This window comes from Streptomyces sp. NPDC030222 (assembly GCF_055573115.1).
Genome location: NZ_JBVICA010000004.1, coordinates 184981 through 206781, shown reverse-complemented (window position 1 = coordinate 206781; position 21801 = coordinate 184981). Strand labels below are relative to the sequence as shown.

The 21801-nt window shown below is 72.2% G+C and carries 20 protein-coding genes and 1 pseudogene; 13 read left to right on the top strand and 8 right to left on the bottom strand.

The annotated features are described in order from the left end of the window. Positions 1–41 precede the first annotated feature (41 nt). Genes ACZ4Z5_RS07845 through ACZ4Z5_RS07825 form a run of 5 tightly spaced genes read right to left on the bottom strand, consistent with a single transcriptional unit; the run spans position 42 to position 8561 of the window. Positions 42–698 carry a potassium channel family protein gene (locus ACZ4Z5_RS07845; protein ID WP_468258220.1) on the bottom strand — a complete coding sequence of 219 codons (657 nt, stop codon included), beginning with the start codon at positions 696–698 and terminating at the stop codon, positions 42–44. Next, complete coding sequence (locus ACZ4Z5_RS07840; protein ID WP_468258217.1) at positions 695–1354, bottom strand: potassium channel family protein; 660 nt, start codon at positions 1352–1354, stop codon at positions 695–697. The genes ACZ4Z5_RS07845 and ACZ4Z5_RS07840 overlap by 4 nt, the downstream gene beginning before the upstream one ends. Beyond that, entirely contained in the window at positions 1354–4173 is a 2820-nt protein-coding gene (locus tag ACZ4Z5_RS07835; RefSeq protein WP_468258215.1) for a cation-translocating P-type ATPase, read from the bottom strand. The genes ACZ4Z5_RS07840 and ACZ4Z5_RS07835 overlap by 1 nt, the downstream gene beginning before the upstream one ends. Before the next feature lie 24 nt (positions 4174–4197). Then, positions 4198–6879 (bottom strand): formate dehydrogenase subunit alpha, encoded by a 2682-nt coding sequence (gene fdhF, locus ACZ4Z5_RS07830; RefSeq protein WP_468258212.1) that lies wholly within the window; start codon positions 6877–6879, stop codon positions 4198–4200. After that, the gene (locus ACZ4Z5_RS07825) at positions 6876–8561 is read right to left on the bottom strand and encodes an NAD(P)H-dependent oxidoreductase subunit E (RefSeq protein ID WP_468258210.1); all 1686 of its coding nucleotides are present in this window, start codon (positions 8559–8561) and stop codon (positions 6876–6878) included. Before ACZ4Z5_RS07825 ends, fdhF begins: the two co-directional genes overlap by 4 nt. A gap of 372 nt (positions 8562–8933) precedes the next feature. Here ACZ4Z5_RS07825 and ACZ4Z5_RS07820 point away from each other — a divergent pair, with 372 nt between their 5' ends. From ACZ4Z5_RS07820 to ACZ4Z5_RS07810, 3 genes are all read left to right on the top strand, one after another. Continuing rightward, positions 8934–9113, top strand: coding sequence for a hypothetical protein (locus ACZ4Z5_RS07820; protein WP_468258207.1), 180 nt, complete (start codon positions 8934–8936; stop codon positions 9111–9113). 329 nt (positions 9114–9442) lie between these two features. Beyond that, complete coding sequence (locus ACZ4Z5_RS07815) at positions 9443–10324, top strand: universal stress protein (protein ID WP_468258204.1); 882 nt, start codon at positions 9443–9445, stop codon at positions 10322–10324. Between the two features lie 22 nt (positions 10325–10346). Further along, on the top strand, positions 10347–11336 hold the full coding sequence (locus tag ACZ4Z5_RS07810) for an Acg family FMN-binding oxidoreductase (RefSeq protein ID WP_468258201.1): 990 nt from the start codon (positions 10347–10349) through the stop codon (positions 11334–11336). Positions 11337–11474: 138 nt separating this feature from the next. Here ACZ4Z5_RS07810 and ACZ4Z5_RS07805 read toward each other — a convergent pair whose 3' ends face one another. Together ACZ4Z5_RS07805 and ACZ4Z5_RS07800 are read right to left on the bottom strand one after the other, a co-directional pair. After that, positions 11475–11768 (bottom strand): DUF1876 domain-containing protein, encoded by a 294-nt coding sequence (locus ACZ4Z5_RS07805; protein WP_468258198.1) that lies wholly within the window; start codon positions 11766–11768, stop codon positions 11475–11477. 380 nt (positions 11769–12148) lie between these two features. After that, the gene (locus tag ACZ4Z5_RS07800) at positions 12149–12568 is read right to left on the bottom strand and encodes a CBS domain-containing protein (protein ID WP_468258195.1); all 420 of its coding nucleotides are present in this window, start codon (positions 12566–12568) and stop codon (positions 12149–12151) included. A 631-nt stretch (positions 12569–13199) separates the two neighbouring features. Between ACZ4Z5_RS07800 and ACZ4Z5_RS07795 the strand changes: the two genes are divergently transcribed. The 9 genes from ACZ4Z5_RS07795 (at position 13200) to ACZ4Z5_RS07755 (ending at position 20916) form a co-directional block, all read left to right on the top strand. Further along, the gene (locus ACZ4Z5_RS07795) at positions 13200–13667 is read left to right on the top strand and encodes a hypothetical protein (RefSeq protein WP_468258193.1); all 468 of its coding nucleotides are present in this window, start codon (positions 13200–13202) and stop codon (positions 13665–13667) included. After that, positions 13640–14593, top strand: a complete 954-nt coding sequence (locus ACZ4Z5_RS07790; protein ID WP_468258191.1) for a hypothetical protein — start codon at positions 13640–13642, stop codon at positions 14591–14593. The genes ACZ4Z5_RS07795 and ACZ4Z5_RS07790 overlap by 28 nt, the downstream gene beginning before the upstream one ends. Before the next feature lie 76 nt (positions 14594–14669). Further along, complete coding sequence (locus ACZ4Z5_RS07785; protein WP_468258188.1) at positions 14670–16010, top strand: V-type ATPase 116kDa subunit family protein; 1341 nt, start codon at positions 14670–14672, stop codon at positions 16008–16010. Next, complete coding sequence (locus ACZ4Z5_RS07780) at positions 15995–16411, top strand: ATP synthase subunit C (RefSeq protein WP_468258185.1); 417 nt, start codon at positions 15995–15997, stop codon at positions 16409–16411. Before ACZ4Z5_RS07785 ends, ACZ4Z5_RS07780 begins: the two co-directional genes overlap by 16 nt. Before the next feature lie 3 nt (positions 16412–16414). Further along, complete coding sequence (locus ACZ4Z5_RS07775; RefSeq protein ID WP_468258182.1) at positions 16415–16636, top strand: V-type ATP synthase subunit F; 222 nt, start codon at positions 16415–16417, stop codon at positions 16634–16636. Beyond that, on the top strand, positions 16633–17154 hold the full coding sequence (locus ACZ4Z5_RS07770; RefSeq protein ID WP_468258179.1) for a hypothetical protein: 522 nt from the start codon (positions 16633–16635) through the stop codon (positions 17152–17154). The genes ACZ4Z5_RS07775 and ACZ4Z5_RS07770 overlap by 4 nt, the downstream gene beginning before the upstream one ends. Then, the gene (locus tag ACZ4Z5_RS07765) at positions 17151–18884 is read left to right on the top strand and encodes a V-type ATP synthase subunit A (protein ID WP_468258176.1); all 1734 of its coding nucleotides are present in this window, start codon (positions 17151–17153) and stop codon (positions 18882–18884) included. Before ACZ4Z5_RS07770 ends, ACZ4Z5_RS07765 begins: the two co-directional genes overlap by 4 nt. Next, the gene (locus ACZ4Z5_RS07760; protein WP_468258173.1) at positions 18881–20278 is read left to right on the top strand and encodes a V-type ATP synthase subunit B; all 1398 of its coding nucleotides are present in this window, start codon (positions 18881–18883) and stop codon (positions 20276–20278) included. Before ACZ4Z5_RS07765 ends, ACZ4Z5_RS07760 begins: the two co-directional genes overlap by 4 nt. Then, entirely contained in the window at positions 20275–20916 is a 642-nt protein-coding gene (locus ACZ4Z5_RS07755) for a V-type ATP synthase subunit D (RefSeq protein ID WP_468258170.1), read from the top strand. The genes ACZ4Z5_RS07760 and ACZ4Z5_RS07755 overlap by 4 nt, the downstream gene beginning before the upstream one ends. Before the next feature lie 40 nt (positions 20917–20956). On the opposite strand, the pseudogene ACZ4Z5_RS07750 reads toward ACZ4Z5_RS07755, so the two are convergent. Next, positions 20957–21097 (bottom strand): annotated as a pseudogene (locus tag ACZ4Z5_RS07750) (PEP-utilizing enzyme); the annotation flags it as partial. 123 nt (positions 21098–21220) lie between these two features. Between ACZ4Z5_RS07750 and ACZ4Z5_RS07745 the strand changes: the two are divergent. After that, the gene (locus ACZ4Z5_RS07745) at positions 21221–21667 is read left to right on the top strand and encodes an OsmC family protein (protein WP_468258167.1); all 447 of its coding nucleotides are present in this window, start codon (positions 21221–21223) and stop codon (positions 21665–21667) included. Positions 21668–21801 lie beyond the last annotated feature (134 nt).

Here is a 21801-nt window from a genome sequence, read left to right as displayed (position 1 = left end):
GCGAACCTGCCTGAAGTGGGCCTCGGCGGGGCTCGGGACCGTCACTGGAAGGCGGCGTGGATCTCCTGCTCGGTGGCTGCGTGGGAGACGACGAGGAGTTCGTCGCCGGGCCGGAGCCGCATCTCGGGCGTGGGGACGGTGGGCTGGCCTTCACGGATGACGGTGGCGATCACGCTGCCCGCGGGAAGGGTGATCTCGGCAAGCCGGTGACCCGCGGCGCGGGACTCCGGTGTGATGGCGGTCTCGATCACGTCGACGCCCGCTTTGCTCAGGCGCAGGAGGGCCACGGTGTCGGTGGCTCCGGTGGCTTCCTCGATGAGGGAGACGAGGGGCATGGCAGCGGGGACCGCGGTGTCGACACCCCACCGCTGGTCGAAGAGCCAGGTGTTCTCGGCGTCGTTGACGCGTGCCGCGACGCGGGAGACGGCGAACTGCCGCTTGGCGAGCAGGCTGATGACGAGGTTGTCCTCGTCGTTGCCGGTGGTGGCGATGACGAGGTCGGCGGTGTGCGCGCCGGCGTGTTCGAGGAAGGAGGGTTCGCAGGCGTCCCCGGCCATGAGACGGACGGGCAGGTGGCCTTCGAGTTCGGTGATGCGGTCGTCGTCGATGTCGACGAGGGTGACGTCGTTGCGGGCCGCGGCAAGGACCTGGGCGATCTGGGTGCCCAGGCGGCCGGCACCCGCGATGAGGGCCTTCACGTCCCCAGCTCCTTGTCCAGGAAGCCGCGCAGGCGGCCGAGGGCGGTGGCGGCGACGGCGAAGGTGACCAGGTCGCCGGGTTCGGCCGGGGAGCTGTGGGCGGGCACGAGTGAGCGGCCCGACCGGGTGACCTCCACGACGCGGATCTCTCCGTCGACGTCGAACTCGGTGAGCCGCCGTCCGGTGAGGTAGGGAGGGAGCTCGGAGCGCACCAAGAGGGTTTCGCCGTTGCCGAAGGTGAGCTCGGGCGTGAGGTGGCGGTGCAGCAGCATCTGGTGGATCTGGTGCACTGTCCAGCGGACGCTGGCGATGGTGGGAATACCGAGCTCGCGGTAGATGTCGGCGCGGCGGGGATCGTAGATGCGGGCGAGGACGATGGGGACCCGGTAGGTCTCCTTGGCTGTCCGTGCGCTGACGATGTTGCTGTTGTCCCCTGAGGTGACGGCCACGAACGCGTCGGCGTGCTCGATCCCGGCGGCCTCGAGTACCGCGCGACTGTATCCGTTGCCTTCGTGGAACCGGCCGGGGAAACCCGTCGGCAGCAGCCGACGGGTCTTGTGGCTGCGGTCGATGAGCCGTACGTCGTGGCCTTCGGCGACGAGCTGGACGGCGAGCGTGGATCCCACCCGCCCGCAGCCCGCGATGATCACTCTCATCACGTTTCTCCCTTCGGGGTCGCCGTCAGGTGGCGGCGCAGCCACGCCTTGCGGATCTCCTCGGCGGCCAGCAGCAATGCTCCGAAACAGGCGAGGACCGCCCAGTCGGCTGCGTCCAGCGGTGCGGTGTTGAAGACGGCCTGGAGCGGGGGCAGGTAACTGATGGCCGCCATCAGGGCGATGCCGAAGCACCCGGCGGCGATCAGCCATGGGTTGGACAGCAGCCCGACCCGGAACACGCTCTGCCGGTCGGTGCGTACCGCGAGCGCGTTGAAGAACTGGCTGACGACGATCCCCGCCTGGACCATGGTGATCGCCTCGCGGTAGACCGTGTTGTCCTCGGTGAAGTCGGAGTACGGGATTCCGGAGGCGTGGATGTTCCAGAAGAACACCACGCACACGCCGAGGGCCTGGATACCGCCCAGGAAGAGGATGCGTCCCGTCACGGCGGTGGAGAAAAGCCGTTCCCGGCGGGAGCGCGGCGGGCGGTCCATGACATCGGGCTCCGGTGGCTCGGCGCCGAGCGCCAGGGCGGGCAGGACATCGGAGCCGAGGTCGATGGCGAGGATCTGTACGGCGGTGATCGGGACCAGTGGGAACCCGGCGAAGGTGGCGGCCACGATCGGCACGAGCTCGGCGATGTTGTGGCTGAAGAGGTAGATCAGGAACCTGCGGATGTTCTGGTAGACCGACCGGCCGAGTCTCACCGCCGTGGTGATGGAGGCGAACGAGTCGTCCAGCAGCACCATCACCGCGGCTTCCCGGGCGACGTCGGTGCCGGAGGCGCCCATCGCCACGCCGATGTCCGCGTGCTTGAGGGCCGGTGCGTCGTTCGCGCCGTCGCCGGTGACCGCGACGACCTCGCCGCGCCGCTGCAGGGCGGTGACCAGCCGCATCTTGTGCTCGGGGCTGACCCGGCACAGCAGCAGCTCGCCTGATGCGGCGAGCACGGCGTCAAGGCCGTCGTCGTCGAGCGCGTCCAGCCGGGTGCCGGTCACGATCGTCGGCGCCGGCCACTGCACGATCCCGACGCGGCGGGCGACGGCCTCCGCGGTCAACGGGTGGTCGCCGGTGACCATGATGATGCGGATCCCGGCCCGTCGGCAGGCAGCCACGGCGTCGCTGACCTCCGGCCGTGGCGGGTCGAGCATGCCGACGAGGCCGAGCAGGGTGAGCTCCGATTCGACCTCGTCCTGGACGGCATGAGGATCGGATACGAGCCGCGATGCCGCCGCCAGCACCCGGAGCCCCTGGGAGGCCAGTCGGTCGTTGGCAGCGGTCACGGCCGCGCGGAGTTCGTCGGTCAGCGGCTGCTGCTCGCCCTGCCAGTCGATGGCGGTGCAGCGGGCGAGGAGCTCCTGCGGCGCACCCTTGACGTACGCGTGGTAGGGGTGACCGTCCGGGTCCGCGTGCACGGTGCTCATCAGCTTACGGACCGAGTCGAAGGGGTACTCCGCCACACGTGGCGCGGCGGCCTCCTCGGCGGTGAGGTCCACACCGGCCTTCGCCGCGGCGACGAGCAAGGCCCCTTCGGTGCTGTCGCCGAGTACCCGCCAGCCCTCGCGGTCCGAGGGCGGGACGAGCCGGGCGTTGCAGCACAGTGCCGCCGCACGCAGCAGCCCGCGAACCGGCTGCGGGTCGGTGACGTCCCCAACCGGCGCGTACCCCACACCGGACAGGGGGTGTGACGCGCCGTCGGCCCACACTTGGGCCACAGTCATCTCGGCCTTGGTGAGCGTCCCGGTCTTGTCCGTGCACACGACGGTGGTGGAGCCGAGCGCCTCCACCGCCAGCAGCTGCTTGACCAGCGCGTGCCGACGGGCCATGCGCCGTACGCCGATCGCCAGCGAGACCGACAGCGTGGCAGGCAGCCCTTCGGGGACGAGCGCGACCATCACGCCGAGGGCGAACACGAAGGTCTCCACGAACGGCTGCCCGGTGGGCACGCGTACGGCGAACAGGACCGCTCCGATCGCCAGCGCCGTTCCCGCCACCCGGCGGGCCATCAGAGCGACCTGGCGCTGCAGCGGTGTCTTCTGACGCGGTGCTGCCGCCGCGAGCCGGAAGATGCGTCCGAACTCTGTTGCCGCACCGGTGGCGAACACCACGGCCTTGGCGGAGCCCGCCACCACATCGGTGCCCATGAAGACGCAGTTACGGGCCTGCAGCACCGGCCCGGCCGCCACCGGCTCACCCGTGCGCCCGACCGCATCGCTCTCCCCGGTCAGGGACGCGTTGTTCACCGACACCTCATGCGCATCGATGAGGCGGCAGTCCGCCGACACCGCGTCCCCGGCTTCCAGGACGACGACGTCTCCGGGCACCAGGTCACGCGCGGGCAGCTCCTGGCGCTCCCCGTCGCGGAGCACCCGGCAGGTGTGCGGCACCATCGCCTGCAGCGACTCCGCCGTACGTTCGGCCGAGTACTGCTGTGCGAAACCGATGGCCGCGTTCAGAACCACCACACCCAGGATCGCCACGGCCAGCTGCAACGTGCCCACGTCACGGGGCTCCTGGAGGCCATAGGCCAGGAACGTGATCGCCGACGCGACGAGCAGCACCACGGCGAACAGGTCGGTGAACTGTCCGACGAGCTCTCGCCACAGTCCTCTCCGCCCTGCGGGCGGCAGCTCGTTGGGACCGAACCGGTCCCGCCGCGCCACCGCGTCCGCCGGGGCGAGTCCCCGCGGCGAGGTGTCCAGCGCGGCGAAGACGTCCCGGGGCGGCAGGGTCTGTACTGGGGGGCCGTGTGTCCCGCTCGGGGCCGCCTGCCTGCGGCCCCCGTCACCGGGCGTCAGTACGGGGGTTCCGGTACCCATCGGCGTGTGCCCTGCCGGTCGTTGTCACGGCGCGGCCACGCGTACGGCCGTGACCTTGTACTCGGGGCAGGAGGTGACGGTGTCCGCGTGGTCGGAGGTGAGCCGGTTCACTCCGCTCGCGGGGAAGTGGAAGGAGCAGAAAACCTGGCCGGGGGCTGTCTGTTCGCTGACCCGGGCGATGAGCCGGGCCTGGCCGTGCCGGCTCTCCACAGTGAGCTGCCCGCCGTCCCGCACGTCGTACCGGATGGCGTCGTCGGGGTGCAGGTCGAGGAAGTCGACCGGATCGAGCGCGAGGTTGCCGCCGCGGCGGGTCATGCTCCCGGAGTTGTAGTGGGCCCAGCGCCGCCCGGTGACCAGGACCAGCGGGTAGTCGTCGTCAGGGTGTTCACCGGGTGGGAGGTAGGGGGCCGCAGCAAGGTGGGCCCGCCCGTCCGGTGTGGCGAACCGTTGCTTGTAAAGGTTGGCTTCCCCCGGGCGGTCAGGGTGCGGGCAGGGCCACGGCACAGCGCCCTCCCGGTCGAGCCGGTCGTGGGAGATGCCGGCGAAGACGGGCGCGACCCGTCCGCACTCGGCCAGCGCCGTGGCCGGTGTCGGGCAGCCGATGTCGACGCCCATGGCCGTCGCGACGGCGTGCAGGACGTCGAAGTCGGTACGTGCCTCACCCGGCGGGGGCACGGCGGGACGGACGCGCTGGAAGCGGCGGTCGAAGTTGACGAAGGTGCCGTCCTTCTCCAGCCAGGACGCGACGGGCAGCACGACGTCGGCGTGTCGGGCGGTCTCGGACAGGAACAGTTCGTTGCACACCACGAGCGGGCACGTTTCCAGGGCCCCGGTCACCTTTCTCGTGTCGGGGTCGGTGGCGCAGACGTCCTCGCCGATGACCCACAGCGCCCGCAGATCACCCGCCCGCGCGGCGGCGAACATGTCCGGGATCCGCAGGCCGGGCCGCTCCGGAACCGGTACGCCCCACACCGCTTCGGCCCGGGACCGTACAGCAGGGTCGGTCACCTTCCCGTAGCCGGGCAGGAGGTCGGGCAGTGCGCCCATGTCGGAGGCGCCCTGGACGTTGTTCTGGCCGCGCAGCGGGTTGACGCCGTGCCCGCGGTCGGTACCCACGGCGCCGCGCAGGATCGCCAGGTTGGCCAGGGACCGCACCCCGTCCGTGCCGTGGAGGTGCTCGGTGACGCCCAGACCGTAGACGATCGCGGGGCGTAGGGCACGGCCGTACAGCCGGGCTGCGGCGACCAGGTCCGGAGCCGGCACGCCGGTGATGCCGGCGACCCGGTCAGGTGGATAGTCGTCCAGCAGGTCGGTGAGCTCGGGCAGACCACTGGCCCGCTCCCTGAGGAACTCCTCGTCGGCCAGGCCCTCGGACAGCAGGGCGTGGGCCAGCCCGTGGAAGAGGGCGACGTTGGTGCCGGGGCGGGGCCGCAGATGCACATCGGCGTGCAGGGCGAGCCCGACGGCACGGGGGTCGGCGACGACCAGTTTGGCCCCGCGCAGCACGCGTCGGAGCAGTCGCGCGCCGACCACGGGGTGGGCTTCGACGGGGTTGGCCCCCACCACCAGCAGGCAGTCGGACAGCTCCACGTCGTCGAAGCTGTCGGTGCCGCCCGACAGGCCGAAGGAGGCGGTCAGGCCGGCGGCGGACGGCGAGTGGCACAGACGCGAGCAGTTGTCGACGTTGTTCGTACCGATGCCGACGCGCATGAACTTCTGTACGAGGTAGTTCTCCTCGTTGGTGGCGCGCGCCGAGGAGATCACCGCGACGGCGTCCCTGCCGCCGGCGTCAACGGCCGCCCGCAGTCCTCGTGCGACATGGCCGAGCGCCTCGTGCCAGCTCACCGGCTCCAGGCGGCCGTCGCGCCGCAGCAGAGGCCGGGTGAGCCGTTCGGGAGAGGTCAGATATCCATGGGCGAAGCGCCCCTTCACACAGGCGTGCCCCTGGTTGACCGGGCCATCCCGGGAGGGCAGTACCGCCGTGACCTCGCCGTCGGAGGCGACGACGTCCAGGGAGCAGCCGACGCCGCAGTATCCGCACGTCGTACGGGTTGCCGTCGGCCGGTGGGCGGAGGTGAGCCCGCGCCCGGGTCCGGGTTCGGTGATCGCACCGGTGGGGCAGGTGTCGACGCAGCCGCCGCACGCCACACAGTCCGACTCGGCCCAGGGCCCACCGGTGCCGGGAGCGACCACGGTGTCGCCGCCTCGGCCGACCAGGGTCAGAGCGAAGGTGCCCTGCACCTCGGCGCACATGCGGACGCACCGGCCGCAGGCGATGCACAGGTCCCGGTCGAGGTGGACGTACGGGTGGGAGCCGTCCCCGCCGCGAGCTCCGGTGCCCTGTGCCGTCCCGGGGCCGATGCCCAGGGACCGGCAGACATGCGCCAGCTCGCTGGGGTTGTCGGGGGCCAGGGCACCGGGGGGCAGGGCGGAGGCGACGAGTTCCACCGCGTCCCGGCGCAGCTGCTGGAGTTCTTCGGTGGCGGTTTCGACGTGGAGGTCGGAAGCGGCCGGGGTGACACAGGCCGCCGCGATCTGCCCGTCGGCTCGGACGAGGCAGGTACGGCAGGAGCCTGCGGGGCTGAGCCGGTCGTCCGAGCAGAGGGCGGGCAGGTCGATGCCTGCTTCACGTACTGCCGCGAGCAGCGAGGCTCCCTCGGGAACGGTGATGCCCGTGCCGTCGACGTCGATCTCGATTCCGGTCATGGCCCCCACCCCGCCAGCCGGTCCCCGTAGGCGTGGGCGAGGCTGTACACGGCGGGCGGAATGCGCCGCCCGAAGGCGCACAGGCTCGCCTCGGCCAGAACATTTGCGAGCCGTCCCCACTCCAGTCCGGGCGGAGTGCCGGCGGAGGCCAGTTCCAGGCCGCGGCGCGAGCCCACGCGGCAGGGGGAGCAGGCGCCGCAGCTCTCCGCCGCTGCGAACTGCCAGATGTGCCGCAGCACTTCCTCCGGTGCCACGCGCTGGTCGAAGGCGACCAGTCCGGCGTGGCCGAGAGCGGCGCCCCGGGCGGCCAGGGCGGACTCGGTCAGCGGCACGTCCAGCGCGCCGGGGGCGAGGAAGCCACCCAACGGTCCACCGACCTGGAGCGCGGCCAGTTCTGCTCCGTCCTTCAGACCGCCGCCCAGAGCGGTGACGATCCGCCGTACCGGAGTGCCCAGCTCGACCTCGTACGCGCCCGGCCGCGTGAACCGCTCCGACAGGCAGACCAGCTTCGTCCCGGTCTGGTCGGCGGTGCCGCGCCGGGCGTACGCTTCTCCACCCCGGGAGACGATCCACGGGACGGCTGCCAGGGTCTCGATGTTGTTCACGACGGTGGGCGCGTCCCACAGCCCGTGCCGGGTCGGGTAAGGCGGGCGCGGCCGGGCGCAGCCCCGGCCCCCTTCCAGGCTCGCGATCAGGGCGGTCTCCTCACCTGCGACGTACGATCCGGCGCCCTTCACCGCCTCGACGTCCAAGGACGTGTCCGTGCCGTGCACGGAGGGACCGAAGTGCCCGTCGGCGTACGCCTGCGCGAGCGCTTCCCGTATCCGCGCCAGGGCGCGTGGATACTCCGAGCGCACGAGCACCACACCCCGGCGGGCGCCGCACGCGAAACAGGCCAGGGCCAAGCCCTCCAGCACCCGCTCGGGGTCTTCCTCCATCAGCAGCCGATCCGCGTAGGAGCCAGGGTCGCCCTCGTCTCCGTTGACCACCACCACGGTTCCGGGCGCCCGGCCGGCCGCCTCCCACTTCGCGGCTACCCGGAAGCCCGCGCCACCACGTCCCCGCAGCCCGGATGTCGCCACCTCCCGCTGGATCTCGTCAGGGGTGCTCGTGGTCACTGCCCGTGGCCACACCTGCCAGGCGGACTCACCGGCCACCACTCCTCCCAGCAGCACGGGGTCGCCGGTGTCGTCGGCCGCCGGGACGTCCGGTGCCCGGGGCGGCTCGCGCCCTGCGAGCTGCGCGGCCAGCGTCGGGCCTGTGCAGGGCGTGTCACCGTCGAGCGCCGCAGGACCCGCGTAGCAGTACCCCAGACAGCGGACGGCCTGCAGTGACCTCCCTCCGTCAGGTGAGGCCGTGCCCGCGGTGACGCCCAGCTCCTGCTCCACTTCCCCGAGGTGCCGTCCGGCCCGAGCGGCGAAGCACGCCGTGGCAGCGCAGACCCGGACATGGCGGCGGCCGTGCGGGGCGGCGAGGTCCGCGAAGTAACCGGCCGGTCCGAGGGCGGCGGCCGCGGGCAGGCCGAAACCGGCGGCGACAGCAGGAGCCCAGGCCTCGGCACGGTCCGTCGTTTCCGCCCTCGCCTCGGCCAGCGCCTGGACCAGCCGGTCTCCCGGCCGCCCACGCCGCTCGGCCAGGGCCCGAAACGCGTCGAAACGGTCCCCGGGACCCACGGGATCCATGACCTCATCGTGGAGGCGGGCCGACGAGGCCGCAATCCGGGCAATCCACAGCCGGTCGCACCATCGGCCCGGGCCTTCCCAGTCCGCCTGGCGCCGCGCCCGTGACGGGACGCCGACAGGGCTGCTGTTCCGCCGGCCGGACGGTCCCGACCCCATCGGCCTGCGCGCCGAGGAACCGCCGGACACTGCTTGAAGCGGACAGGGCGGGCGGCTCGAGGCCGACCTGGCGAGGGGCGGCCGCTCGGCGTGGTCTCCGAGAGCGTCCTCCTGCGCCGGACGACGGATGAGGACGACCTCGCGCACCCTCCCCCCGGGTCCGGGCCCGAGGCGTTGGAACGAGCCGGGGCAGAGGGGAGGACGGCGCGGCAGCTGATGTCCACTCCCGCCCTCTGCGCCAGGACCGACTGGAACGTGGTGGAGGCCGCCCGCCTCATGGCGAGGAGGAACGTCAGACGTCTGCCCGCGGTAGCGAGGCAGGCGAGCTCCGGCATCTTCCAGTCGCAGCGACCTGCTGAAGATCTTCCTGCGGGACGACGAGACCGTCCGCCGTGAGATCGTCGAGGACGTGCCGGGTCCGCTCCCTGCGGCAGAGCCCCGCTGCCACGACCGTCCATGTGGACGACGGACAGGCGGCTCCCACCGGAACCGTCGAGTTCCGGAGCCTGATCCCCGCTCTCGTGTGCTCGTGCAGGACCATGGACGGTGTGGTGTCAGCATCGGAGGACCGCGCGTTCTCCATCGACGACACCGCCGGGCGACGCTGACGCCCGGGCTACAGGGCCGTTCGGCCCCAGCCGGGGACCGTCGGCCCCTGCTGCCGGAGTCCCGGGGACGGAAGGCTGGGACCGGGCTGCAGGGACGGCCCGGAGGAGGTACACGACATGAACCGCCCTGTGACCGTCGGAGTGGACGGCCACCCCGAGAGTCGGGCCGCCGCAGAATGGGCCGCCCGCGAGGCGATACTCCGTGACGTGCCGCTCCGCATCGTGCACGTGGACGAGTGGCCCCTCGAGGTGCCCGTCACCTTCCCTGAGGCCGGCCGCAACGATCACCTCCGCTGGGTCGACTCACTCTTGGAGGACGCCGCGGACGAGCTCCGGCAACGCCACGCAGGACTGGCGGTGTCGACCCGGCGCCTGTCCGGCCGGCCGGCTGCCGCGTTGGCCGTCGAGGCGGCCGACGCGCAGATGCTGGTGCTCGGATCGCGCGGGCTGGGCGGCCTCGGCGCTTTCCTGGTCGGTTCCGTAGGCACGGCGACCATCGGCATCACGGACACCCCCGTCGTCCTCGTACGCCCCGGGAAGAGGGACGCGGAACCGGCCGTCTTCCCCGGTCCGTACCGGGACGTCGTCGTAGGGGTGGACATCCGCGAGACCGGTTCCGAGGTCCTCGCGTTCGCCTTCGACGTGGCCGCCCGGCGCGGCTGCGGGATACGTGCGGTGCACGGGTGGTCCATGCCGTTCGCGTTCGGCTGGGCGCCGTGGCTCGACCCTGGGGTCATTCAGGAGGTTGCCGACCAGGTCGCCGACAGCCTCGGTGCTGTGCTGCTGCCGTGGCGGCAGAAGTACCCCGCGGTCAAGGTCGAGGAGAAGGTGCTCGTCGGCGCTCCCGCCGAGCAGGTGTTGTCCGCGGCTGCCGATGCGGACATGGTGGTCGTCGGCCGCCGTATCCGCCGGTCCCCGGTGGGCGGACACCTGGGCCATGTCGCCCACGCGGTGCTGCACCACGCCGCCGCCCCGGTCGCCGTCATCGCGCATGACTGACCGTGTCACCCGGGAGGATGCCATGATCACCGCCCCCCTGGACAGAGCCACCGTCACCGCCCTGGTCGAGGACGCCGTGGCGGCCCCGTCCATGCACAACGCCCAGCCGTGGAGGTTCCGTTACCTGGCCGGCCCGGCCACGGTACAGCTGCGTGGCGAGCCCAGCCGGTCCATGGACAGGGCCGACCCGCAGAAGCGTGCCCTGCACCTGGGGTGCGGTGCCGCGCTGTTCAACCTGCGGGTGGCCGCCGCCTACGCCGGGAGGGAATCGGCCACGACGCTCCTTCCCGATGCGGCTGACCCCTGGCTGTTCGCGGAGGTCCGCCTCGACCGGCCGGTACGGCCGGACGACGACCTGGCAGTCCTCCACCCGGCCATCCGTCGACGTCACACGAGCCGCTTCCCGTTCACGGACGAAGAGATCCCCGCCCCCATCCTGGACGGGCTGCGCGCCGCGGCCCTGCTGGAGGGGGCCCGGCTGCACCTCCCCGACCTCTGGCACGTACGGGAGGTCCTGCAACTGGTCCACGATGCCGAGGGATTCGAGGCGTTCGACCCCGAAGTGAGGGACGAACTGTCCCGCTGGACCCGGACGGCCTCCGACAGCGTCACCGCGTCTCACGAAGGCATACCGGCACGTGCATTCGGTCCTCGGCAGTACGACGTCACGGCGCCGGTGCGGGACTTCGCCGCCGGCCGGCCGATGCCCGGCCGTGACACGGCCACGTTCGAGAAACGGCCCTGTCTCGCGCTCCTCGGCACAACCGACGACCGCCCCGTCGACTGGCTGCGCGCCGGACAGGCCATGGAACGCGTTCTGCTCCAGGCCACGCTGGACGGCCTGGTCACCTCTCTCACCTCCCAAGCCCTCGAATGGCCCGAACTGCGCTGGGCCGTACGCGATCCCGCTTCGGCGATGGGCTACGTCCAGATGGTGATCCGTCTCGGCTACGGGCCGGAGGGCCCGGCCACTCCGCGCCGCCCGGTCAGTGATGTCCTCGATGTCGCCTGAGACAGCCGATCGCTCGCGCTGGACGCCGAGGGTGGGGCTGGCCCCAATACCACTGACTTTGCGGGTTTCCAGGGCACCGATCGGAGCATCCTTACAGGTCGGCAGATCGCGAACCCTGTCAAGTCACCGGCATGGGGGCTAGCCCGCGGGGTCCGGCCACGCCGGTCCCGGGCTCGGGCTGGTGGGCCCTGCGCCGACTGCCTCGAGGTCCCGGTCCACCACCCGCATCAGCTGCCCCGCCAGATCCGTCATCGCCCGGCTCGCCGCCAGTTCGTCGCCGATCTCGGGAACATCAGTGTCATGAGGGTTGCAACGGGCCGTTCCGTGCCCGGTCAGCGTCGCGGTCCCCGTATCCAGCACCATCCGGGCCTTCGTCGTTCCCTCCTCCTCGAAGAGGAACAGACGGACCTTCCACTCCAGCGTCCGCGTCATGGCGCACCTCCTCGCTCGAACGCCCCAGCGGTGCGTTTCCGCACCGCGATCCTGCTTTCAGGATCCACCCGCGCCGCTGTATCCGGCTGCCCGCCGACGGCGGGTTCACCCCCGGGCCCGGCGGTGAGCATGCCGCCGGGCCACTCACACGGGGTTCAGATACCGACCCGGCCTCGGTCGCCGACCCGGACACGCCCGGCGGCAGCCCGGTCCGAACCTCGTCCGACCCGCTGTCCACACGGCACCACGCGGTTCTCCAGGCAGACCGACCACCGCGGAGGCCGAGGCCCGACCGGCAGCAGCTCGCGGCCCCTGGCAGGGGCGCAGCATGCGAGCCAGAACCAGAACCCGTGAACAAAGCCGGTTGGAGAGGGCCGAGGTCAGTGGGCCGCGCAGACCACCTCGACGAAGTGGCCCACCTGTTCTTCCGGCAGACGACGGGCGAGATCCGCCTCGCTGATCATGCCGACCAGGCGATGATTCTCGATGACCGGCAGCCGCCGGATCTTGTGCTCTTCCATGGCCTGGAGGACTTGGTTCGCATCGGCTTCGGCGTCGATCGTGATCGGCTTGCCCTGTGCCAGTTGCCCGGCGGTCATGGTCTTCGGGTCCTTGCCCTTGGCCAGACACTTCACGACGATGTCACGGTCGGTGATGATCCCGTGGAGGCGATTGTCCGGCCCGCAGATAGGGAGGGCCCCGATGTCCAGCTCACTCATCCGGCGTGCCGCGTCCTCCAGCGTTTCGTTCTCCTGCACGCAGGTGGTACCGGCGTGCATGATCTCCCGTGCCGTGGTCATGGCAGTCTCCTTCGAATCTGCGCGGCAGGAGCCGTCCGTCAGGAACCGGGATATCGATGTGACGCCCTTGAAAGGCCTCAGGCAGAGCCATCACGGTTCACCCTGGCGAAGAGCGGCACTCCGGCGCTTTCCATGGTGCATGTCCCCGCCCGTCCGGGCGACTTCAACGCAAGAGCCCAGGAAGAGAGCGTCCCGCTCAGTGAGCTTCCTTTCCCGGCGCCAGGCGATGGAGGCGTCTGAGACGCCTCGTCATCACGCCGGCGGGCGGCCCGGCTGCAGCCTCCAGTCGCGGGGAAGACGTCCGGACCGGTCACGTGTCCGGGCCGGCGGTGACGAGGGGGCGTGCCGTCACCGCTGAGATGCAGCGATGCCGCGTGATCATCCCCTCGTCCCGGGGTCGGCAGCAGATCCGGGACCGGAGCGGCTGGAAGCCGCCGACCTGCAGGCCGGCACCGTCGTGTGTCGCGAACCGTCGCCCGCACTCGACGTAGGGCCGTCCCTCTTTCAGTTCACGCGAGAAGGCCTGGCCGGCCAAAGGCCGGTCGGCCCTCTCCGGTGCGGATGTTCCCTCTGGAGCGACAGCTCACGCGGCAGTGTCCACACTGGAAGGAGCCGACCGCAGGAGGCAGTCGTGGTGGGATTCCGGGACTTCCTGGCACGGTTCAGGGCCACTGGAACTCCGGGGGCCGCTGTGGCACCGGTGCCGGCAGACCGGGTGTCCGAGCTGGAGCAGGAGCTGAACCCGGCCTTGGCCCGGCTGGAGGACGCCCAGCAGGAGGTGGCGCGGATCCGCGCCGAAGCGGACCGGGCGGCCGAGGCGGTGCGTCGCCAGGCCGCTGAGCGGAGCGACGAGATCATTGCGGTTGCCAGGGCCACGGCCTCCCGGGTCCGGGACGAGGCGGCCTCCCGGGTCCGTGAGGTGGCGCGGACGGAGGCCGCGGAGGTTGTCGCCACCGGCGAACGAGAGGCGGCTGCCCTGCGGCACCGGGCAGAGCGGCGTATTCCCGCCGTGGCCGGACGCATCGTCTCCGATGCGTTCCGAGGCATGGGCGACGAGACGAGGGGCGCCCCGTGGGTACCGCCTGGGTCGCGGGTGTGACCAGGGCGAGGGCCCTGGTCTCCCGGTCGCTCGGAGCACCTGGTGTCCGCGACCTCGCGGCAAGAGCCACACTGGACGAAGCCCTGCAGGTCCTCGGGACCACGTCCTACCGCCGTCATGTGCACCGGGGGTCGGATCTCGGCCAGGCGCAGCATGCGGTGTCCGCGACGCTGTTGTGGCACATGCGGGTCCTCGCCGGTTGGCTGCCCCGGGGCGGGGCCGCGCTGCTGCGCCCGTTTGCCGCGGGATTCGAGATCGCCAACGTGGAGGCCCGTTTGCGGCTCCTGGGCGAGCCCCTGCGGGCCGAGCCCACGCGGGGCACCGGTCAGGCTGCCGAGCCGTACCGGCTCGGCAGCCTGGAGACGGCTTGGCGTCGCCTGGAACACGCGGCCGACGCCCCGGAGCTGCGTGCCGTCCTGGCTTCGTCGCCGTGGGGCGACCCGGGGGACGGCACGGTGTGGGCGACGGCCGTGACCCTGCGCGCGGTGGCCGCGGCCCGGCTGGCCGACATCGTTCCACCGGCGCGCAAGTGGGCCGAGGGCAGAGCGGCTCTCCTGGTGGCACGCGAGCGCTTCGTCGGACACCGCAGCCTGCCCGAGCCCGCCCGTCGGCACCTGTCCGCGCTGCTCGGCCGGCGGCCGGTCGGGGCGGCGCGGTTCGAGGACTTCGTACTCCAACTGCCACGTACGGCGTGCTGGGTGCTCGACGGTGTCGAGGACGTCCGCGGACTGTGGCGCGCCGAGGCGCGATGGTGGTCGGTGCTCGACAGCGAGGGAACCGCGATGACACACGACGCGCGCTACGGCACGGTCCCGGTGGTCGGGGCTGTGGCCGTGCTGTCGGCGGACGCCTGGCGGACGCGAGCGGCACTGGAATCGGCGGCACGTGGGGGAACGGCCTCGGGAGAGCTGGATGCCCTGGTCTGAAGCGCTCACCCCCGTACGCATGCAACGTGTGGCTGTCGTAGCCCCCTCCCCGGCCCTGCGGCGGACGCTCGTGGCCGTGGCAGACGTCGGGTGTGTCGAGCTGGAAGGCGCTCACGCGAGCCGCGCGGGCCCGGCGGCACTGCGCCTGCAGCGCCTCTCAAGCGGTGCGGAGGTCCCCTCGTCGTTGACCGCGACCGCACCCGACCTCGACGTGCTCGAGCAGCAACGGTGCATCGCCCTGCTCGCCGGCGAAGCCCAGCTGGAGGAACGGGCGCTGGGCGCCGTCCGCCGCGGTGGGGTGGCCGCACTGGCCGGATGGTGCCCGGCTGCGGACGTGCCGGCAGTGGAACGGCGGCTCGCCGGTACCGGTGGGGCGATCGTCCCGCTTCCCTCGCCGCGAGGTGTGGATCCCCCCACCTTGCTGCCCGGCGCTCGGGGAGAGGCCGGCACGTTCACCCCGCTGGTGAGCACCTACGGCACGGTGCCCTATGCGGATCTCGACCCCACGTGGCCCGCGGCCGTCGCCTACGTCCTCATGTTCGGCCTGATGTTCGGCGACGTGGGGCACGGAGCCCTGCTGGTCCTGGCGGCGCTGTCGCTGCGCCACGGACTCCCGCGCCGACTGTGCCGATGGCGGCGCCTGTGGCCTTTCCTGGCCGGTGCGGGAGGGGCCGCCATACTGGCGGGCTTCGCATACGGCGAGTTCTTCGGGCCCACGGGTCTGCTGCCCGTCCTGTGGCTCGATCCGGTGGAGCGGCCCGCGCGGCTCATCGCCGCCTCGGTCGGCTTCGGCGCACTCCTGCTGGCCTTCGCCTACCTGGCGGGCACGGTCAACCGCCTCCGGGAGGGCGGCCCGGCACGCGCCCTGTACGCCACCTCCGGATGCGCGGGCTTCGCGCTCTTCCTGGGACTCGGCGCCATCAGTGGCGGCCTGTACCTGCACCGGCCGTGGCTCACCGTGGCCGGAGCTGTGCTGGCGGCGGTAGGTCTGGCCCTCGCGGGCGCGGGAATCCTCGCCTCCACGGGGGGTGGCGCGGGCGGTGTGGCGGAAACGGGCGTTCGGCTCTTCGACGTTCTGCTGCGGATCGGCACGAACACAGTGTCCTTCGCCCGTCTCGCGGCATTCGGCCTCACCCATGCCGCACTGGGCGGGCTCGTATGGCGAGGCACCGCCGCGCTCGCGCACGACGGCAGCGCGCATGTCGCGGCTGCCGTGCTGCTGTTCGCTGCCGGCACCGCCGTGACGTTCACGCTGGAGGCACTCGTAGCCGGAGTGCAGGCCCTGCGACTGGAGTTCTACGAGCTGTTCTCACGGCTCTTCGACGCCGAGGGCAGGCCGTTCCGCCCCTGGCACGTTCCGACCACGGACACGGATCCCACGGCAGACGCGGAGGTGACCCCGTGCTCGCATGGCTGATCGTCCTTCCCCTCCTCGCCGCCGCCCTCTGCGCGGTGCGCACGCTCGCCCAGCGGCGCGGCAGGGCGACACTGCGCTGGCTCCTGGCCTCGAACCTCACCCTGCTCGGGGGCGCCGCGGCGCTCCTCGTCACGGTCCTGGCGGACGCCACCCAGGCGTCTCCCGCCCAACCTGCCGGGCAGACGGGCCCGAACTCGGCGGCCCTGATCGGCGCGGCGATCGCCGTGGCCGGGGCCTCCATCGGCTCGGCCATCGCGGTGGCCTACACCGGCGCCGCGGCGATGGCCGCGCTCAGCGAACGCCCGGAGCTGTTCGGGCGCGCCATGGTCGTCGTGGGACTCGCGGAAGGCATCGCGGTCTACGGCCTCGTGGTCGCGATCCTGCTGATCGGCAAGGCCTGACCCATGGGCTCGGTGGCTGCCGTCGGCGAACGTGCCCGTGTGGCGGGCCTGGCCCTCGCCGGCGTGGACGTCCACCCGGCGGAGAGCGCGGAGGAGGTCCGCACGGCATGGGAGCAGCTCGGCCCCGGCGTCACCCTCGTCATCGTCACCGAGGGCGCGGCGGCCGCGCTCGGCCGCCAGGCGCGGGAAGGTCCGCATCCGCTGGTCGCGGTGATGCCGCCATGACCGCCCGGAAGGACGCCGGACATGCCGACCGGGCGATGGACCCCGTACGTGCCGAACTGCTGCACGTCGCCCGCCAGGCCGCCGACGCCCTTCTTGCCGAGGCCGTCGAGCAGGCGGCCAGGACCGAGGAGGCCGCCCGGCAGACGGCCGCCGGGATCCTCGAACAGGCGCGCCGTGAGGGGGAAGCGGACGGTGCGGCGGACGCGGCCCGGATCGTGCGGCGTGCCCGGGCACGCGCCCGCGCCCTCGTCCTCCAGGCCCAGGGCGCGGTGTACTCGGAGTTGACGCGACACGTCACAGAGGATGTGCGGCACATGACTGCCAGGGCGGGTCTTCGGGACCGCTTGGAGTCACGGGCGCGCATTCTCCTGGGCCCGGATGCCGTGATCACCGGCACTGCCGACGGTGGCGTGGTCGCCGGAACCGCGGGGCGGCACGTCGACTTGACGCCCGCGGCACTGGCGGCCCGGGCGCTGGAGAGGAACGGCGCCGAGGTGGAAGCGTTGTGGGCCCCATGAGACGGCCGGAGCAGGGCGCAGGCCGTGCGAGCATCACCCGGGTGACCGGTCCCCTCGTAGAGCTGGCCTACGAAGGCTTCCTTGCGATGCACGACCTCGTCCTGCTCGGCGAGGCAGGGCTGCCGTCCGAAGTCGTGGCGATCAGCGGCGGCACGGCCACCGTCCAGGTGTACGAGTACACCGGCGGACTCACACCAGGCACACCGGCGCACCCACAGGGCCGGCCCCTGTCCGTCCGCCTCTGGCCGGGCCTGCTCGGCGGCGTGTTCGACGGACTGGTGCGGCCTCTGTCAGAAGCCGGGGAACGGCTCACCGGAGGTATGACGAGTACCGCACCGGACGAAGGCACATGGATGTTCGAGCCCACCGTGCGGGAAGGCGTCGCCGTCGGACAGGGGGTCGTCCTCGGCACGGTCCCGGCAGTGCTTCCGCTGCGTGTCCTGGTGCCGCCCCGGTGTTCCGGACCGGTCTCCTGGATGGCCCCGGCCGGCCCGCGGCACGCGGACGAAGTCATCGCCGTGGTCGGCGGCGACGAGGTCCGCATGTCCGCGCAGTGGCCCGCCAGAACACCCCGCCCGGTACGGGAGCGGCTTGAGGCGGTGACTCCTCTGACCACCGGGCAGAGGGCGATCGACCTGCTGTTCCCCATGGCGCGAGGCAGCACGGTGGCTGTGCCCGGCGGGTTCGGCACGGGGAAGACCATGCTGCTGCAGCAGATCGCCAAGTGGTGCGACGCCGACGTGATCGTGTACGTCGGGTGCGGCGAGCGCGGCAACGAAATGGCGGACGTCATCGAGGAGCTGTCCCGTCTGGAGGACCCGCGTACGGGGGGACGTCTGGCCGACCGCACAGTCGTGATCGCCAACACCTCCAACATGCCGATGATGGCCCGTGAAGCGAGCATCCACACAAGCGTCACCGTCGCCGAGTACTTCCGCGACATGGGCCTGCACACCGTGGTGATCGCCGACTCGACGTCACGCTGGGCCGAGGCGCTGCGCGAATTCGCCTCCCGCATGGGCGAACTTCCCGCCGAGGAGGGCTATCCCGCCCGGCTCGCTTCAGAGATCGCCGCGTTCTACGAACGCGCCGCGCTCGTGCGCACCCTCGGCGGAGAGACCGGCTCGGTCACGGTCGTCGGCGCCGTCTCCCCGCCGGGCGGCGACCTCACCGAACCGGTCACCGCGCACACCGAGCGGTTCGTGCGCTGCCTGTGGACCCTCGACCGCGACCTGGCCTACGCACGCCACTATCCCGCCGTGTCCTGGGGCGCATCGTTCTCCCGCGACGTGTCCCTGCTGGCCGCCGCCAGGGCCGCCGCCGGTGACCGGGAGTGGGCGGCACGCCGCGGGCGTGTCGCCGCTCTTCTGGCCGAGGCCGACAGACTCGCCGACCTGGTCGAACTGGTCGGGATCACCGCCCTTCCACCACGGGAACGCATCGACGTACTGGGCGGGCGCCTGCTCCGGGAGAGCGTCCTTCAGCAGAACGCTCTGTCCCCGCGAGACGCGTACTGCTCGCCCGAGAAGACCACGGCACTCGTCACGGCCGTCCTCACCGTGGTCGAACGGTGCTCCGAACTGGCCGACTCGGCCGAGCGGGCCGACGCCGTGGAGTCGGTCGACTACACCCCGCTGGTGCGCGTACGGGAAGAGGCCGGCCCGCACGACGTGGACGCGGTGGCGGTGGCACGGGACACGGTCCTCGCCCGGCTCGGGGAGATCCGGTGACGCTGCCGTACGAGATCGAGTACACGGACGTCCGGGCACTGCGCGGCCCGCTGGTGATCGTCGCCGGCGTGGCCGGGGTGGGCTGGGACGAGTTCGTCCGTATCGACCTGGACGAAGGCGGCCGACGGCACGGGCTCGTCCTGGAGGTCGACCGCGATCTGGCCGTCGTGCAGGTCCTGGAAGGCACAGCCGGCATGGATCCGGCTCGCACGAGGATCGCGTTCGCGGGGAGACCCCTGCACGTTCCCGTCGGACAGGGCTGGCTGGGAAGGATCTGCGACGGAAGGGGCGAACCGGCCGACGGCGGGCCCCCGGTCCTCGGCCACACCGGCGCGGCGATCAGCGGCAAGCCCCTCAACCCCGTCCGCAGGGAGCCCCCGTCCGAGCCAGTCCTCACCGGGGTGGGCGCCGTCGACGTCCTCACCACGCTCGTCCGGGGCCAGAAGCTCCCCGTCTTCTCCACCGCCGGCCTGCCCCACCTCGAACTGGCCGTTCAGATCGCCGCCCAGGCCATGTGCGGCGGCGAACCCTTCAGCGTCGTGTTCGCCGGCATGGGCCTCACCCACGCCGAGGCGGTGTTCGTCCGCGACGGACTGGCCGAACGCTCCGCCGCCGGGGAACTCGTGCTCCTGCTCAACACGGCGGACGACCCCGTCATCGAGCGGCTGGTGACGCCCCGCCTGGCGCTGACCGTTGCGGAACACCTCGCCTTCGACGCCGGCCGGCATGTCCTTGTGATCATGAGTGACATGACCGCCTACGCCGAAGCCCTTCGTGAAGTGTCCGCCGCGCGCGGCGAGATCCCCGCACGGCGTGCCTACCCCGGCTACCTCTACAGCGACCTTGCCTCGCTCTATGAACGGTGCGGACGTATCCGGGACCGCCCGGGCTCGGTGACCGTGGTTCCGGTGCTCACCATGCCCGCCGGTGACATCACCCACCCCGTTCCAGACCTCACCGGATACATCACCGAGGGCCAGGTGGTGCTGTCGCCCGAGGCCCACGCCTTGGGCGTGTATCCGCCGATCGACCCCCTCGCGTCGCTGTCACGTCTCATGCGGCGGGGAGCGGGCGAAGGCCGTACACGCGCCGACCACCCCAGTGTCGCCGCCCAGCTGATCGCTTCGCTCGCTCGTGCACGGCAGGTGCGGGAACTCGCCGACTTGATCGGACGCCCCGCGCTGAGCCCCACCGACCTGCGCTACCTGGACCTCGAGCGGTCCTTCCGCCAGGACTTCCTCGGGCAGAGCTCTGCCGAGAGCCGCCCGCTCGGCGAGGCCCTCGACCGGGCCTGGCGGGTCCTGCTGACCCTCCCGCGCAGCGAACTGGGCATGGTCCCGGCCGACTTGATCGACGCGCACGCGGGCGCCGGACACCAGGGGGAGGAGCCATGACCGTGGGACGGGGCGCCGCTCCCGGACGTGCCGGACGGCTGCGCCTGCGTCACCGGCTCGACACCGCGCTGCGCGGCGCCGACCTGCTGGAGCGCAAGCTGCACATCCTGCTGGAGCGCGAACGGCAGCTCCGCCGGACCGAGGAGACCGCACGCGACGCGTGGCAACGGCTCCTGGCGGAGGCGGAGACCTGGCTGCTGCGCGGACTGCTCCTCGGCGGCGAGCAGGCATTGGCCTTGGCCGTGCCCGCCGACAGGGCGGACACGACCTTCGAGTGGACCACCTCCATGGGCGTGCGGCACCCGCTCAGGGCTGCCTTCACGTCTGCTGTCCGCTCCGGAGACGAGCCGACGCCGCGCAACACCGCACTGGTCCTCGCAGAGGCCGCCTACGGCGAAGCGGTCCAGGCCGCCGCGGACTTGGCGGCGGCCAGTGCGGCCGCACGCCTGGTGGGAGAAGAGGCGGCGCGGACCCGGCAACGGGTCCGCGCCCTGAAGCGGCACTGGATCCCTCGCCTGACTCGGCAGCTGGCTGCACTGCAGCTCGCACTGGAACAGGCCGAGCACGAGGACGGCGTCCGCCGGCGCTGGGCGGGGAGTGGCCGCGCGGCCGGAGCCGGCCATCCTCGACGGCCATGACCACGGGAATGCCGTACTCGCGAGCGACGATCGCCGCGTGCGACACCGTGCTCCCGCTGTCCGCGACGACGGCCGCGGCGAGCCGGAAGAGCGGGGTCCACGCCGGGTGGGCGTACGGCGCCACGAGCACGTCGCCCGTCCAGCGGTGAGACGACCCCGATGACGGCCACGGCCCTGGCATCGGCGCTCCGCGCGGTGCGGGGCCGATCGGCCCCGCACATGACCCCATGGGCCTCTCCCGCCGTCCGGCCGGGAGCGCTCCACTGGTTCGGTGGACATGGAACCCAGGAGGAGGGCCGACGCCATGACCGGGACAGCCGAGACCGTTGGAGCACCGGTTCCCGAGCCGGAAGCGCACCGGCTGGAAGCGAGCCATGTCACGGGGGACGCGTACGCCGTGCAGGTCCGCGGTCACCGGGTGCTGGTCGACCAGCCCGTCGCGGCCGGCGGGCAGGACAGCGCACCCACTCCGACGGAACTGTTCGCCGCGTCCCTCGCCACCTGTGTCGCCTTCTACGCGGGACGCTATCTCGAGCGCCACGGCATCGACCGTGCCGGACTGCGGGTCCGCGCGGAGTTCATCATGGCGCCGGACCGGCCTGCCCGTGTCGCCGACATACACCTGGTGGTGTTGCCTCCGCCCGGGCTGCCGGAGCAGCGCCGTGCCGCCATGCTCGCCGTCGTCTCGCACTGCACGGTCCACAACACGCTTCGGCAGCAACCCTCGATCCGCATCGAGGTCGTCTCCTGACCTTTGTCGGAGCGGGCGGGCAGCGCCCGTTCGAGCCGGGCGAGGGATGCCTGTGGGCGCCGGGCGCATGGCCCGAGGCGCATTCGCCCGGGGTTCGTACGTCGACGACGGTCAGCTCGTGCAGACGGACGTGG

What these genes read in the sequence shown, in the direction of transcription:
- ACZ4Z5_RS07840 (WP_468258217.1), bottom strand. Translation starts at nt 1,354, where the DNA reads ATGAGAGTGATCATCGCGGGCTGCGGGCGGGTGGGATCCACGCTCGCC.
- ACZ4Z5_RS07835 (WP_468258215.1), bottom strand. Translation starts at nt 4,173, where the DNA reads ATGGGTACCGGAACCCCCGTACTGACGCCCGGTGACGGGGGCCGCAGG.
- fdhF (WP_468258212.1), bottom strand. Translation starts at nt 6,879, where the DNA reads ATGACCGGAATCGAGATCGACGTCGACGGCACGGGCATCACCGTTCCC.
- ACZ4Z5_RS07825 (WP_468258210.1), bottom strand. Translation starts at nt 8,561, where the DNA reads ATGGATCCCGTGGGTCCCGGGGACCGTTTCGACGCGTTTCGGGCCCTG.
- ACZ4Z5_RS07820 (WP_468258207.1), top strand. Translation starts at nt 8,934, where the DNA reads ATGTCCACTCCCGCCCTCTGCGCCAGGACCGACTGGAACGTGGTGGAG.
- ACZ4Z5_RS07815 (WP_468258204.1), top strand. Translation starts at nt 9,443, where the DNA reads ATGAACCGCCCTGTGACCGTCGGAGTGGACGGCCACCCCGAGAGTCGG.
- ACZ4Z5_RS07810 (WP_468258201.1), top strand. Translation starts at nt 10,347, where the DNA reads ATGATCACCGCCCCCCTGGACAGAGCCACCGTCACCGCCCTGGTCGAG.
- ACZ4Z5_RS07805 (WP_468258198.1), bottom strand. Translation starts at nt 11,768, where the DNA reads ATGACGCGGACGCTGGAGTGGAAGGTCCGTCTGTTCCTCTTCGAGGAG.
- ACZ4Z5_RS07800 (WP_468258195.1), bottom strand. Translation starts at nt 12,568, where the DNA reads ATGACCACGGCACGGGAGATCATGCACGCCGGTACCACCTGCGTGCAG.
- ACZ4Z5_RS07775 (WP_468258182.1), top strand. Translation starts at nt 16,415, where the DNA reads ATGGGCTCGGTGGCTGCCGTCGGCGAACGTGCCCGTGTGGCGGGCCTG.
- ACZ4Z5_RS07770 (WP_468258179.1), top strand. Translation starts at nt 16,633, where the DNA reads ATGACCGCCCGGAAGGACGCCGGACATGCCGACCGGGCGATGGACCCC.
- ACZ4Z5_RS07765 (WP_468258176.1), top strand. Translation starts at nt 17,151, where the DNA reads ATGAGACGGCCGGAGCAGGGCGCAGGCCGTGCGAGCATCACCCGGGTG.
- ACZ4Z5_RS07755 (WP_468258170.1), top strand. Translation starts at nt 20,275, where the DNA reads ATGACCGTGGGACGGGGCGCCGCTCCCGGACGTGCCGGACGGCTGCGC.
- ACZ4Z5_RS07745 (WP_468258167.1), top strand. Translation starts at nt 21,221, where the DNA reads ATGACCGGGACAGCCGAGACCGTTGGAGCACCGGTTCCCGAGCCGGAA.